The sequence below is a fragment of the Sanguibacteroides sp. AM78-02pH3A genome (assembly GCF_027666085.1).
GTDB lineage: Bacteria > Bacteroidota > Bacteroidia > Bacteroidales > Marinifilaceae > Gabonibacter > Gabonibacter massiliensis.
The window spans coordinates 1-15,193 of the sequence record NZ_JAQEHX010000012.1; the positions used below are offsets into that span (position 1 = coordinate 1).

A 15,193-nucleotide genomic window follows, 5' to 3' on the forward strand; every position below is an offset into this window, starting at 1 on the left:
TCTTTCAATCTATACTTGTTGTTATTTGGAATAAAATTCAATGGAATTTATTTGCAAATAACATATTTATTTGATTTCGGGTAGTTCGATACCTTTTATTTTGCGGTAAAGATTCAGGGCGTAGGAATCGGTCATCCCCGATACATAATCGGTTACGGTTTGAATTTTTGTATAAATGCTATCGTCTTGGTGTACTTTGTATTGTTCCGGCATGATGGATAATATATTTCGGGCATAATAGGTTCCCGGTTTCAGGACGGCATCGATGTATTCTTTAAGGATCGTGGCCAATATTTTGAAACCGGCTATTTGAATTTGAGTCACGATATTGGTATGGTATATGCGCGAATAAGCCAAATCGGTGCAGGCATCATAAGCTGTTTTATTGATTCCGGAAAGGTGTTGTATCAGAGAACCTTTGAATGTACCGTTCATGATTGCCTCGTAATTCTCACAGAATACGTTGGCGCAGGCATTGATCAATTTGTTGATGATTCCGGCTCGTAAAAAAGCGATACACTCATTTTTGTCGGTAACTATTTTGAATGTTTTGGCTATCGTTTTCAAATCCTCTTTATCCTCTTCCTTATCGTAGAAATTTAATAATATTTTGGTCGTCTCATCGTAAGATAAAATTTTCAGTTTATGGGAATCTTCGATATCCATAATTTGGTAGCAGATATCATCTGCGGCTTCGACTAAGAAGACTAAAGGATGGCGTACGAATTGAAGAGGTTTTTCATTCAGCTGGATTAATCCCAACTCTTCGGCAATTTCCCGGTAAATCTCTTTTTCACTTTGGAAAAAACCGTATTTATGCCCTTTAACTGCCGCTTTGGATTCGAAAGGATATTTGACGATGGAGGCTAACGTGGTATATGTCATGGTATATCCTCCCGGCCGCCGGCCGTTAAAGTTATGGGTTAGTAATCTGAAGGCATTCGCGTTCCCTTCAAAATGACTGATATCCGCCCACTCTTCATCCGTGAGTAATTTTTTTAGGTATTGTCCCTCACCATCTATGAAAAAGTAAGATATGGCCTCTTCACCGGAGTGACCGAAAGGGGGATTTCCTAAATCATGGGCCAGGCAAGCCGTACTGACAATCGTTCCGATTTCCTCTAAAATTTCAGGGTTTTCTACTCTCTCTCTTTGCTTTATAAATTGGGCGATTTTGATTCCTAAGGAACGCCCTACACTGGCTACTTCCAGACTATGGGTTAGTCTGTTGTGCACGAATATGTTTCCCGGTAAAGGAAATACCTGGGTTTTGTTTTGTAAGCGTCTGAAGGGAGAAGAGAAGATCAAACGATCGTAGTCCCTTTGGAATTGCGAACGATCGTGCGAACGAAATAGGGTGGGGGCACTTCCCGGTTGATACCGTCTGGCAGATATAAGTTTATTCCAATCCATAATAAAAAATTTAAAAAAAATACCTGATCCATTGATCGGTATTATGTACAAAAATAGTAATAAAAAAAGAGGAAGCTAATTTAAGCTTCCTCTTTTCTTTTTATTTTTGGATAAAATGGAAATGACTGCCGAATCGTTCGAAGGCTGCTTTGTCCAACTCTTCCTGATGATCCGGATGTGCGATAGCGATAAGTGCTTTTGCTCTTTGTTGCAATGTTTTTCCGTATAAATCGGCCGCACCGAATTCCGTTACGATATAATGGACGTCAAAACGGGTGGTCACGACTCCGGCTCCGTTTAATAGGGTCGGGGTAATTTTGCTCACTCCTTTGTTGGTAACGGAGGGTAAGGCGATGATGGGTTTACCTCCTTCGCTGGCTGCTGCTCCGCGGATGAAATCCAATTGGCCGCCGCAACCGCTGTAAAATTTGCACCCGATGGAGTCGGCATTCACCTGTCCCGTAATATCGACGGACAGAGCCGAATTAATGGCTGTCATCTTAGGTTGTTGAGCGATGATGCACGGGTCGTTGGTATACCCTACATCCATCATGGCTACGGCCGGGTTATCGTCGATGAAATCATATACTTCTTTGGAACCCATTAAGAAGGTGGATACGATCTTTCCTTTATCGAATTTTTTATTTAAGTTATTGATGACTCCTTTGGCATAGAGAGGCAGTACGCCGTCAGCGAACATTTCGGTGTGAATACCTAAATTTTTATGATTTCCCAATTGAGAAAGCACGGCATTCGGAATAGCTCCGATTCCCATTTGCAAGGTAGCTCCGTCTTCGATTAATGCGGCGCAGTTTTTTCCGATTTTGATATCCTCTTCCGTTAGAGAGGCCGGATGTGCTTCGATTAACGGCGTGTTGTCTTCGCAGAAGACATCGATATCCGATAATTTAATGATAGCGTCACCCCATGCTCTGGGAACATTCGGATTGATGACGGCAATAACCGTTTTCGCGTTTTGTACGGCAGCTAAAGTCGCATCAACGGAGGTCCCCATAGATACGTATCCGTGTTTATCCGGCGGACACACCTGAATCATAGCTACGTCTATCGGATGAATTCCGCTGCGGATTAATTTTTGTGTTTCACTCAAGTGAACGGGAACATAATCGGCATAACCGGCTTGGGTCGGTTTGCGAACATTGCTTCCCACGAAATAAGATTCGAGAAGGAAAACACCTTCGAATTCGGCTTCGGCATAGGGAGCGCTTCCTTCCGTGTGCAGGTGTTGTATTCTTACACCTTTTAATTCTCCTGCACGACCTCTGTTACAAAGGGCTTGAATCAATCCTTGCGGAGCACAAGCAACACTGTGAATGTGAATTCGATCACCCGATTTCACTACTTTTACAGCTTCTTCAAATGATACTGTTTTTATTCCTTGATACATAATGATTTATTTTATCTTAACGCCTTATGATTTATAGCAGTTTTTCTTTCTTATCGAGGGCGCAAGTTAGCAACACTCTTTTAATTAAACAATTTTTTCTGTAATTAAAAAAGTGCTTTTGGAAGCTAATGCTAAAGGGGGGTTATAATAGTTCGGCAAGGATTAATTTTCCGATGAAAAGATAGATATTTAATCCGATGATATCATTGGTTAAGGTGATGAAAGGACCGGTAGCCAGAGCCGGGTCAATATTGATTCTATTGAGTAACAGAGGGAAAGCCGTTCCGAATAGCGAAGCAAAAATAATTACCGTAAAGAGAGAAATCGTTACCGTGAGCGGCATGGCGAAAGAGTTCATATTGAAACAAAGGGTGAGGACAAAAATGATGGAAGAGCATATGGTAGCGTTGATTAAAGCTCCTCCTATTTCCTTAATAATGTTTTGGAAAATATTTTTTACTCCGAGAGAATAGGAGGCCAAACCTTTTACGACGATGGCCGAAGATTGTATTCCTACATTTCCTCCCATGGCGGTGATAACTGGGATAAACATGGCCGTAGCCGGGAAAAGGGCAATATCCGCCTGGTAGAACGAGATCATATAGGCAGCTAACATTCCTCCGAAAAGACCTATGATTAACCAAGGTAGACGAGCTTTTGTCTGGTCCCATATCGTATCCGAAGATTCCACGTCTTGGGTGATACCGGACATCATATGATAGTCTTTTTCAGCCTCTTCACGAATGACATCCACGACGTCGTCGATCGTAATTCGACCTACCAGTCGTCCGATGGAATCCACGACCGGAATGGCTACCAAATCGTATTTTTGCATGATCCGTCCTACCGATTCCGCGGTCTCGTCCGTGTTAACGAAGATGACGTCAGGGTTATACAGTTTATTTATTTTGGTCGATGTCGGAGATAAGATCATTTTTTTTAATGATAATCTTCCTTTTAGTACGTTGTCATCGTCAACGACATACACGTAGAAAATTTCTCCGATATTTTCGGCTTGTCGACTCAACTCCCTGAGGCAGGTCAATACGGTCCAATTTTCATTGACGGCAACTAACTCTTTTCCCATCAGACCACCGGCGGTATCTTCATCATAGTGCAACAGGTCGACAATATCTCCGGCTTGTTCTAAGTCCTCTATGTGGGAAAGTACTTCGTGTTGTTGTTCATCGGACATGCTTCCTACCAAATCCGCCGCATCATCCGAATCCATATTGTCGATGAAACGCTTAGCGATGATTTCCGGGGGAAAAGATTCGATAAAACGTTTACGTTCGTCCTCTTCCAATTCTGCTAATACGTCACCGGCTAACTCATTATCAAGAAGTAAGAATAAGAATTGAGCCTGTTTATTATCGAGTTCTTCTAAGATTTCGGCGATATCGGCAGGGTGGAGGGTTTCCACTATTTTGGAAGCTCCCTCTTTATCTTTCGCGTTGATGATTTCTTCTAATTTAGCGAGAAACTCGTTGGTCAATTCAAATTGTTGCATGCTTGTCAGGTCTGTTATAAGTTGTTTTCTATGGCTTTACATAGCGTGATGAAGTCTTCTGCGCTAAGTTGTTCGGGTCGCAAATTTAACATATCCGAAGTAAATTCCGGGGGTAAAATCGGTTTTAATGAATTTCGGAGTGTTTTTCTCCTTTGATTAAAACCGGTTTTTACGACGTTGAAAAACAGTTGTTCTTTGCAATCCAATTTTTCCCTTCGGTTACGCGTCAGACGGATAACAGCGGATTTTACTTTGGGAGGGGGATCAAATACCTGTTCATTCACGGTAAAAAGGTATTCTATATGATAAAAAGTTTGTAAGAAAACACTTAATATCCCATAGGTTTTGTTTCCGTGGGAAGCACTGATCCGATCGGCGACCTCTTTTTGTATCATACAGACAACCTGTGGAATGTAATCTCTGTTTTCAATAACTCTGAAAAAAATCTGCGACGAGATATTATAAGGTAAATTTCCTATTATTGAAAAAGGTTCTTTTTGAAAAAGAGTGAGATCCATTTTAAGGAAGTCACCGTAAATGATCTGTTTTTTCTGTTGCGGAAAGGCCTCGTGGAGATAGCTTATGGACTCTTGGTCGATATCGATAGCCAAAACTGAAAATCGGTTATTTTTTAGTAAATACTGGGTTAAGACACCCATCCCAGGTCCTATTTCCAACACGTTTGTCGTTAAAGGAAGAAGACTGTCCGTGATCTTTCGAGCGATATTTTGATCTTTTAGGAAATGTTGTCCTAAATATTTTTTAGCTTTTACAATACCCATCTGTTCCTGTTGTATTAAAAACAATGTGCTTACATTATAACGACTTTCTCCTCCCTAATTTTTCAACTTCCGATTAATAATGTACATTTGCAATCAACTTACAAAATAATCATTTTATTTTGATTTGAGGAAATTATTAAAGTGTGAACTTTACTAAAGTTGATGGATGAAGCCAATATATAAGCAAATAATAAAGTTTTTTGCTTTTTTTGCCGTAACGGTTTTCTTGTTTTGGTTGGTATACCGGGATCAGAATCCGGCGGATTTAATGAAAGTATTGCGTGAAGATGTAAATTATACTTGGGTATGGGTCGGCGTGGTGTTGGGAATTCTTAGTCACGTCAGCCGGGCTATGCGTTGGCAGTTGTTGACTCGGTCCATGGGCTATAAGATCTCTTTCATGAATAGTTTTATGGGTGTTATGATCGGTTATTTTGCTAACTTGGCCATTCCTCGAATGGGAGAGTTCACTCGTTGCGGAGTGGTAGCTAAATATGAACAGGTACCTTTTTCCAAGTTGTTAGGAACGGTCGTCACGGAGCGGGTGTTCGATATGATCATGCTGCTATTGTTGACTTTGGTCGTGATTTTATCTCAATTTGGACAAGTCGTACGTTTTTTGGATACTAACGAAGATATAAAGGAAAAGCTGTACGGTTTACTGACATCCGGTTGGATTTGGGCTATCGGTTTTTTATTTGTTATCCTGTTAATGATATTGATTTGGTTGGTTCGGAAAGGCGTTTTTTCGGCACGGATACATAAGTTTTTATCTGGATTAAAGGAGGGTATTTGGGCCGTAAAGGGAGTGGATAACAAATGGTTGTTTATAGCGCATACTGTTTTCATTTGGTTGATGTATTTTTTAATGCTGTATGTCTGTTTCTTCTGTTTCAAGTTTACCTCCGGCTTAAATATGCTGGTCGGCCTAACCGTGTTTGTTATTTCCAGTTATGGAATGGTCGCTCCGGTTCAGGGGGGTGTCGGGGCATGGCATTTTATGGTTGTGGCTGCCTTGATGTTGTATCTGCCGAATACTCCCGAAATGGAAAGTCTGGCCAAGACGTTCGCTTTATTGTCTCACGGGGCGATGACCTTATTGTATATCGTAATGGGAGTTTTGTGTATGCTGTACTTGCCTATCTACAATCGGAATCGCTAATTAATTAATGATCAAAGAAACAATGGAATTCATTCAGAAATATTTTGCCGGATTGAGTGACTTGCAAAAAAAACGACTGGAACAATTGGAAGGACTGTACCGGGAATGGAATGAAAAAATAAATGTCATATCTCGAAAAGATATCGGCGAATTGGAAATTCATCATGTATTGCATTCCATGGCCATCGCGAAAGTTATCTCTTTCAAACCGGGTACCCGGGTTATGGATGTCGGTACTGGCGGAGGTTTTCCGGGAATCCCCTTGGCGATTCTTTTTCCGGAAACGGATTTTTTTTTAGTAGATTCGATCGGTAAAAAGATAAAGGTCGTTCGGGAAATCGTGACAGCTTTGGGGCTTAAAAACGTAAGAGCGGAGCAACTTCGGGTTGAAGAGGTAAAAGAAAAATTTGATTTTATTGTAAGTAGGGCGGTTACGGCATTTCCAACTTTTATGTCCTGGACGCGGAATCGCATTCGAAAAGGAGGAAACAACGAATTGCCGAACGGGATTCTTTATATAAAGGGAGGGGATTTTGACGAGGAGATAAAACCGTATAGAGATAAGGTCCGTGTATATGGTATTCCGGATTTTTTTGAAGAAGAGTTTTTTGCAACCAAAAAAATAATTTATATGCCGTTGCTTTAAATTATTTCTTAACAATTTGGGAATAAAGATAATTCTTTCTAATTTTGTGCAGATTATACTTTCCACCTGGTTCATGCCGGGTGACTTAACTTACTTAATGATAATTATCCATAACGTAATTATATGTACGATATTTTAGAACTGAATGAAAAATTACTTTCAGATTTGCGTCAAATTGCAAAAGATCTGAATGTTAAAAGGGTTGAATCCTATAAAAAGAAAGAGCTGATATATAAGATTTTGGATCAGCAGGCTATGGTGGCTACAGAAGAAACTACTCCTGTTGAACCGAAAGAAAAGAAGCCCAGGGTGCGGGTTATACGGGGAGGGGTGCAGAAAGTGGGAGATTCCAATGGAGGAATGAAAAGGTTTAATAAGAAGGATAACAAATCCCAGACCCTACCTACAAAAGAGGAACCAAAAGAAGAACCTGTGGCGGTAGAAGCGGAGAAGAAGGAAGAACCCCGGGTTATTAATGTTATCCATAGTGATATTTTGGATAAGGATATAGTTCTGAATCGTACGGAGAACGGTATAGTTGTCGAGAATAAAAAAGAGGAAGTTGAAGAGACGGCTCCTGAGGAGAAGAAAATAGAAAGTAGTCAGGAAAATAAACGGGGAAACAAGCCTAATCGTAAGTTTATGGATCGCCGGAATAAAAAGCCGGAAAATAATGAACAGTCGGTAAGTTCGGAGCCCGCTATACCGGAGGAGAAGGAAGAAGAAAAGAGTAAAGAAAATTTTCCGGCAAAACAGGATCGGATGTCTAAATTTGTAAAGAAGGCTAAGCGTTACGAGAAAGATAACGAAGCCTTACAGCAAGTTGTAGAGGACGATATCGTATTGGATGAGCCGGATGTTGATATTTTGCCCGAATTGGTACAGGAACCCGTGCTTGAAAGTCCGTTGGCGGAGTCGGAAGAGAAACGTGAGAATACGAATAAAATGCGGTTCGACAAAAGAGATAAATATTATGAGTTTGAAGGTATTATATTAAATTCCGGCGTGTTGGAGATTATGCCTGACGGTTACGGTTTTTTACGCTCATCGGATTATAATTACCTGAACTCGCCGGATGATATATACGTGTCACAGAGCCAAATTAAGCTTTTCGGTCTCTCAACCGGTGATACGGTTGAAGGAACGGTGCGGCCGCCCAAAGAGGGAGAAAAATATTTCCCCTTGATAAAAGTGGAAAAGATCAACGGGAAGTCTCCGGAAGCTGTCCGGGATCGTATCCCGTTTGATCATCTTACCCCTCTTTTCCCGAATGAAAAATTCAATTTGACCGGAAACGGACGTGCGACCATTTCGACCCGGGTGGTAGATATGTTTGCTCCTATCGGTAAAGGACAACGCGGATTGATCGTTGCTCAACCAAAGACCGGTAAAACCATGTTATTGAAAGAAATAGCCAATGCCATTTCTGCTAATCATCCGGAGGTTTATTTGATTATACTGTTGATAGACGAGCGCCCGGAAGAGGTTACGGATATGGCCCGGAATGTAAATGCAGAGGTTATCTCCTCTACGTTCGACGAACCGGCGGAACGCCACGTGAAGGTCGCTAATATCGTTTTGGAGAAGGCGAAACGTATGGTGGAATGCGGTCATGATGTGGTGATTCTTTTGGATTCCATTACTCGTTTGGCCCGCGCCTATAATACCGTATCTCCTGCTTCCGGTAAGGTTCTTTCCGGCGGTGTGGATGCAAACGCGTTACATAAGCCGAAACGTTTCTTCGGAGCGGCCCGGAATATTGAAGATGGAGGATCGTTGACGATTTTGGCCACTGCGTTGACGGAGACCGGATCGAAAATGGATGATGTGATTTTTGAAGAGTTTAAAGGAACGGGTAACATGGAGTTGCAATTGGATCGCAAATTATCCAATCGTCGTATTTATCCGGCTGTGGATATTACGGCTTCCAGTACGCGTCGTGACGACCTTTTGTTGGGTGATTACACGTTGAATCGAATTTGGATATTACGTAATTATTTGACGGATATGAACTCCGTTGAAGCTATGCAATTTGTGAAAGATCGTTTGGAAAAAACGAAATCCAATGAGGAATTTCTGATTTCTATGAATGATAAGTGATTCAGATGGCTTATAAGATAAAAAAGCGGGTTAAAATGATCTTTAACCCGCTTTTTCTATGTTTTGTAACATGTAGATTACAAAACGCATCTTTTTTTACTATATTTGCATTGCAAAAAAAGAGAGATGGAGAGTTTACGTATTACACACGATATTCTATTGAAGGAGAGGACTTCTACTATCCGTCGGGGGTTGCTGGATGTAATAGATTGTCGTGCCCGTCTGATTGCTATAAAGGGGAGCCGCGGGGTAGGGAAAACAAATTTTCTTCTGGCTTTTTGCAAAGAATATTATGAGGATGATCCATCGTGTCTTTACGTGAATATCAATAATCTTTTTTTTGCGACGGAGGGGTTGTTCCATTTTGTGGAGCGTTTCTATAAATTGGGGGGAAAAGTATTGCTGCTGGATCAAGTTCATAAATATCCCGATTGGGATAAAGAGTTGAGGGAAGCTTACGATCATTTTCCAGAATTGCGGATTGTTTTTACGGCCTCTTCCATCGTGAGGATTAAATCCAACAAATACCTGCACGGAATTGTGGAGATGTATAACCTGAGCGGGTTGTCTTTTCGGGAATTCCTGGAGTTGGAGACGGGACATAAATTTCCGGTATTTGCTTTTGAGGAGATATTGGAGCATCACGAGGAGATTGTAGACCGTATTTTAGACCGCGTGCGTCCTTTGGCCCATTTCGGGAATTATTTGAAATACGGCTATTATCCCATCTATTTGGAAGAGAAATCACATATCGATTATTTATTAAAGAATATAAACTTAACGTTAGAGTTTGATATTCCGTATAATAACCAGATAGAATTGAAATATTTGACTAAATTGAAGCAATTGCTTTATATTGTGGCAAATGATAATAACAATGTAAATATCAGTAAATTGAGCCATGAAATCGGAGTATCGAGGGCCACGGTACTCAATTATTTGCATTATATGAAAAATGCCCGTTTACTGACTTTGTTGTTTGACAAGGAAAGTGATGACGAGAACGGCTTGAAGCCTAATCAGGTATATCTTCATAATCCCAATTTATTGAATGCCGTATGTTTGGATAATACGGATGCCGCTACGGTCAGAAAAACCTTTTTAGTTAGTCAGTTATGCCCTGTGGCCAGCTTGAATTATTCGGAAAATGCGGATTTTCTGGTAAACGGACGCTATGATATTCTCGTGAGACAAGAGGGAGATAAAAGGCGAATAAAGGATAATTTAATAATAATGACGGATATGATAGAACGAGGGAAGAAAAATATTGTACCTTTATGGCTTACTGGTTTTGTATATTGATAATTAAATAAATAGTGTAATATAGTTGAGAATAAGATCACATGCTGGACGGAGAGGGCTTCGGTATTTTTCAGGTGTTGAATCGTGTTTTCAGAGGAATGAATGATTGTTAGTTAATGTAAAAAAAAATGGCAAAAGAAAAGAAATTTATTACTTGTGACGGTAACGCTGCTGCTGCGCATATAGCCTATATGTTCAGTGAAGTATCGTGTATTTATCCGATCACTCCTTCGTCTCCGATGGCTGAATACGTTGACGAATGGGCTGCTAAAGGAAGAAAAAATATGTTTGGCGAAACAGTTCGCCTGGTTGAAATGCAATCAGAGGCGGGTGCTGCCGGAGCCGTTCATGGTTCTTTGCAAGCCGGTGCTTTGACAACCACGTATACTGCATCGCAAGGTTTATTGCTGATGATTCCGAATATGTATAAGATTGCGGGAGAGCTGTTACCATGCGTTTTCCACGTGAGTGCCCGTGCTTTAGCGGCTCATGCTCTTTCTATTTTCGGAGATCACGCGGATGTTTACGCTGCTCGTCAGGCCGGTTTTGCTATGTTGGCTTCCGGTTCCGTTCAGGAAGTGATGGACCTTTCAGCTGTTTCTCACCTGACTGCTATAAAATCGAGAGTACCTTTCTTAAATTTCTTCGACGGATTCCGTACGTCTCACGAAATACAGAAGATAGAAGAGATTGATATGGAAGATCTGCGCGGATTAGTGGATATGAAGGCGTTGCAGGAGTTCCGCGATAGAGCTCAAAGTTCTGAGAATCCGGTGACGAAGGGTACGGCGCAGAACCCGGATATCTATTTCCAGGCAAGAGAGGCTGCCAATCGTTTTTACGATGCGGTTCCCGATATCGTGGCTGAATACATGAAAGAGATGTCTAAGCTCACGGGACGTACGTATCGTCCGTTTGATTACTATGGTGCGAACGATGCCGAGAATATCATCATAGCTATGGGGTCGGTGACCGAGACCATTCGGGAGGTAATCGACTATAAGATGGCTCAGGGAGAAAAGGTCGGAATGATAGCAGTACACCTGTACCGTCCGTTCTCTGCTAAATATTTTATGGACGTCATGCCGGCATCTGTAAGAAGAATTGCCGTACTTGATCGTACAAAAGAGCCGGGAGCAAACGGAGATCCGTTGTATTTGGATGTGAAAGAGATCTTCTACGGCAAAGAGAATGCTCCGGTTATCGTGGGTGGACGTTACGGTTTGGGTTCCAAAGACGTAACTCCCGCGCAGATTATCGCCGTATACAAGAATTTGGCAATGAATGAGCCTAAGGATAAATTTACAATCGGAATCGTAGATGATGTTACTTTCCACTCTCTTCCCGTAGAACCGGAAGTAAAAGTAACTTCTGCCGGAACCTATGAGGCTAAGTTTTACGGTTTAGGCTCGGACGGTACGGTTGGTGCCAATAAGAATTCGATTAAGATTATCGGTAGTGCTACCAATAAATATTGTCAAGCTTATTTCGCTTATGACTCTAAAAAATCGGGAGGTTTTACCGCTTCTCACCTTCGTTTCGGTGATGAGCCGATCCGTTCTACTTATTTAGTAACGACTCCTGACTTTGTGGCATGTCACGTTCCGGCTTACGTTCATATGTATGACGTATTGAAAGGATTGAAGAAGGGGGGCTCTTTCTTGTTGAACTCTATTTGGGATGAAAAAGAGGTCGGGAATCATCTTCCGAATGCCATGAAGCGTTATTTAGCCCAGAATGAGATTAATTTTTATATTATTAACGGTACGAAATTGGGTCAGCAATTAGGTTTGGGCAATCGTACGAATACGATTATGCAGGCTGCTTTCTTTAAAATTACGAACGTGATTCCGTATGAATTGGCCGTGAGTGAAATGAAAAAAGCCATCGATAAGTCATACGGCAAGAAAGGAGAAGCTGTCGTAAAAATGAATTACGCGGCAGTGGATGCCGGCGGTGAGCATGTCGTTAAGGTAGAAATCCCTGCCGATTGGAAAAACTTGCAAGATGAAGTTGTAGCTCCCGATCCGAATCGTCCTGAATTTATCCGTAAGGTGGTAGATGTGATGAATGCTCAAGCTGGAGATGATCTTCCGGTAAGTGCGTTTACGGGACGCGAGGATGGAACTTTTCCTGCCGGGACTTCCCGTTATGAAAAACGGGGAATTGCAATTAATGTACCGGAATGGCAAGTAAATAACTGTATACAATGTAATCAGTGTGCTTATGTTTGTCCTCATGCTGCCATTCGCCCGTTCTTGATGACGGAAGCGGAGTTAGCCGCTGCTCCTGCCGGAACGACCTCCAAGCCGGCTATCGGTAAGGAGTTTGCCGGTCTTCAATTCAAGATTCAGGTATCTCCGTTGGATTGTACGGGTTGTGGAAACTGCGCCGACGTGTGTCCGGCAAAAGAGAAAGCGCTCGTTATGAAGCCGCTTGAATCGCAGGAAGCTGAAATTGCTCGTTTCAAATATATGGATGAAAAGGTCGGTTACAAACGCCTGGTGGAACCGAACAATGTAAAAAATTCTCAATTCCAACAACCGTTGTTTGAGTTCTCCGGTGCTTGTGCCGGTTGCGGTGAGACCCCGTATATTAAATTGATTACCCAACTATTCGGAGAGAGAATGATGGTAGCTAATGCAACCGGATGTTCTTCTATTTACGGTGGTTCTGCTCCTTCCACTCCCTATTGTAAAAATAATGTGACCGGTCGCGGTCCGGCTTGGGCGAACTCCTTGTTTGAGGATAATGCCGAGTACGGATTCGGTATGGCAGAGGGTGCTAATCGTTTGCGCGAACGTGTCAAGAGACTGGTTGAAGAGCATATGAATCAATTCTCTGCTGAGGCTCAGGCTGCCGCACAAGAGTGGATTACCGCTTATGAAGACGGGGATAAGACGTTGGCAACGAGCGATAAATTATCTGCTGCAATGTCGAAAGAAACATCGGCTGTTGCCAAGGAGATCATGGCGTTGAAACCCTATTTCACGAAAAAGTCACAATGGATTTTCGGTGGTGACGGTTGGGCATATGATATCGGTTACGGTGGATTGGATCACGTGTTAGCCAGCGGGCAGAACGTGAATGTTCTGGTTGTGGACACGGAGGTATATTCAAATACCGGCGGTCAATCTTCTAAATCGACGCCTGTCGGTGCCGTGGCGAAGTTTGCCGCAAGCGGGAAACGGATCCGGAAAAAAGATTTGGGTATGATGGCTGCTTCATACGGTTACGTGTATGTAGCACAAGTTGCCATGGGAGCAAATCAGGCTCAGTATTTGAAAGCGTTGAAAGAAGCTGAGGCTTATCCCGGACCTTCTCTGATTATTGCTTACGCACCTTGTATTAATCACGGGTTGAAAGCAAGTATGGGTAAATCTCAGGCCGAGGAGAAGAAAGCCGTGGAATGCGGTTATTGGCAATTGTACCGTTATAATCCGATGCTGGAAGAAGAAGGTAAGAATCCCTTCCAGTTGGATTCGAAAGAACCGGATTATTCCAAATTCAGAGAGTTCTTAATGGGCGAAGTTCGTTACAACTCCTTAATTAAGGCAGCTCCGGAAGATGCGGAACGTTTGTTCGAAATGACAGAACGAGATGCTAAATGGAGGTATGAAGGCTATAAACGTCGTGCTGAAATGAAGTACGGTAACGAATAATATTCACAATAACGGAAATGGCGCTGTTCAATTTTTGAGCAGCGCTATTTTTATCATTTTAATCGTGTAACTGCTTGTTAATTTTTGCAATTGGCATTCAGCCGTGCAATGCTCTCTTCGTTTAATTGATCGATAGGAAAACCTAATTTTTGAGCTTGGGTGTAATCTTTACATGCTTTTTCCCTGTCTCCTATCTCTAAGAATATTTGAGCTCTTGTGATGTAGGCTGCCGCGTAGCTCGGCTTTATTTTCAGGGCTTTGTTAATATATTGTAAGGCTTTATCGGTCAACCCCTGTTTTAATAAGGAGAAAGCCCAGCTGTTCAGAATGATGGTTTCATCCGGGTATTTTTGTATTAGTTTCTCCAGAATGGTATGGGCCTCTTTTTCTCTTTTCAAGTTAATCAATAGTTTCGCCCTGTTAGCTTGTATGATGAAATCGTCCGGATCTTTTTCCAAGTAAGTATCAAAATCCGAAAGTACTTTGTTCCATTGTTTCTGTTGAATGTAAATCCGGATTCTTTTCATCAGTAAATCATTGTCATCCGGATATTTTTTTAACATCAGGTTATAATCTTTAAGTGCTTCCCGGTATCGCCGTGATTGAAAATAGCAGTATCCTCTTCTGAAATAGTATATATCCTTTGGTTCCAGATCGATGATTCTGGAATATAGTTCTGCGGCTTCTTCGAAACGGTTTTGGTTTTCCCGGATAAATCCTTTGTTGTAGATGGCTTTTATATTTTCAGGATTAATCTTCAGTGCTTTATCGAATAGGGTTATTGCCCGCGAAAAGTTACCTTTATGGGCTTGTTCGATGCCCGATTGAGTTAATTCAACGTCTTTTTGGCCATAAACCGAAAAGAATGAAAACATAAAGAGAATCATACATAGATTTCTCATGTGGTTAAGATGTATTAGAGTTAATAGTCGTATAAAATTATAAAAAACATGGATTTTATCAAAATATTTTTATTTATATTTATGATATTTATTATTTAGATATCTTTTTTAACAAAGAATCTTCTCCTTTTGAATAGAATAATAGGTGAATAGACAAAGTGATTCATTTCTAGATGTTTATTCTTGTATTGAAAGACAGGGAAGAGTTGTTACTATTTTTACGGATTGTTTTGCGCGGGTGTTTCTACACGGTGTTTGGAGTTTGGGATTGATGTTATTTTTTAATATCTGTTTGTATAAAATGAT

10 protein-coding genes are annotated in these 15,193 nt (G+C 41.4%); 5 read left to right on the forward strand and 5 right to left on the reverse strand.

Going from position 1 to position 15,193, the window contains the following annotated elements:
* Positions 1-66: 66 nt before the first annotated feature.
* The 4 genes from PGR74_RS12960 to rsmA all read right to left on the reverse strand — a co-directional run bounded on the left by PGR74_RS12960 (position 67) and on the right by rsmA (position 5,113).
* Positions 67-1,413, reverse strand: coding sequence for a deoxyguanosinetriphosphate triphosphohydrolase (locus PGR74_RS12960; RefSeq protein WP_041502982.1), 1,347 nt, complete (start codon positions 1,411-1,413; stop codon positions 67-69).
* Between the two features lie 100 nt (positions 1,414-1,513).
* Entirely contained in the window at positions 1,514-2,821 is a 1,308-nt protein-coding gene (locus PGR74_RS12965) for an acetyl-CoA hydrolase/transferase family protein (protein WP_041502983.1), read from the reverse strand.
* A 142-nt stretch (positions 2,822-2,963) separates the two neighbouring features.
* Positions 2,964-4,331 carry a magnesium transporter gene (gene mgtE, locus PGR74_RS12970; protein WP_270517304.1) on the reverse strand — a complete coding sequence of 456 codons (1,368 nt, stop codon included), beginning with the start codon at positions 4,329-4,331 and terminating at the stop codon, positions 2,964-2,966.
* A gap of 14 nt (positions 4,332-4,345) precedes the next feature.
* Positions 4,346-5,113, reverse strand: coding sequence for a 16S rRNA (adenine(1518)-N(6)/adenine(1519)-N(6))-dimethyltransferase RsmA (rsmA, locus tag PGR74_RS12975; protein ID WP_041503008.1), 768 nt, complete (start codon positions 5,111-5,113; stop codon positions 4,346-4,348).
* Between the two features lie 166 nt (positions 5,114-5,279).
* Here rsmA and PGR74_RS12980 point away from each other — a divergent pair, with 166 nt between their 5' ends.
* The 5 genes from PGR74_RS12980 (at position 5,280) to nifJ (ending at position 13,985) form a co-directional block, all read left to right on the forward strand.
* A complete protein-coding gene (locus PGR74_RS12980; protein ID WP_041502985.1) occupies positions 5,280-6,275 on the forward strand; it encodes a lysylphosphatidylglycerol synthase transmembrane domain-containing protein in 996 nt (331 codons plus the stop codon).
* Between the two features lie 7 nt (positions 6,276-6,282).
* On the forward strand, positions 6,283-6,921 hold the full coding sequence (rsmG, locus tag PGR74_RS12985; RefSeq protein WP_394341867.1) for a 16S rRNA (guanine(527)-N(7))-methyltransferase RsmG: 639 nt from the start codon (positions 6,283-6,285) through the stop codon (positions 6,919-6,921).
* A 123-nt stretch (positions 6,922-7,044) separates the two neighbouring features.
* The gene (gene rho / locus PGR74_RS12990; RefSeq protein WP_041502986.1) at positions 7,045-9,021 is read left to right on the forward strand and encodes a transcription termination factor Rho; all 1,977 of its coding nucleotides are present in this window, start codon (positions 7,045-7,047) and stop codon (positions 9,019-9,021) included.
* Between the two features lie 126 nt (positions 9,022-9,147).
* Entirely contained in the window at positions 9,148-10,323 is a 1,176-nt protein-coding gene (locus tag PGR74_RS12995) for an AAA family ATPase (RefSeq protein ID WP_041502987.1), read from the forward strand.
* A gap of 128 nt (positions 10,324-10,451) precedes the next feature.
* Positions 10,452-13,985 carry a pyruvate:ferredoxin (flavodoxin) oxidoreductase gene (nifJ, locus tag PGR74_RS13000; RefSeq protein WP_041502988.1) on the forward strand — a complete coding sequence of 1,178 codons (3,534 nt, stop codon included), beginning with the start codon at positions 10,452-10,454 and terminating at the stop codon, positions 13,983-13,985.
* Between the two features lie 77 nt (positions 13,986-14,062).
* Here the strand turns inward: nifJ and PGR74_RS13005 are convergent, their stop codons facing one another.
* Complete coding sequence (locus PGR74_RS13005) at positions 14,063-14,887, reverse strand: tetratricopeptide repeat protein (RefSeq protein ID WP_082027428.1); 825 nt, start codon at positions 14,885-14,887, stop codon at positions 14,063-14,065.
* Positions 14,888-15,193: the final 306 nt, after the last annotated feature.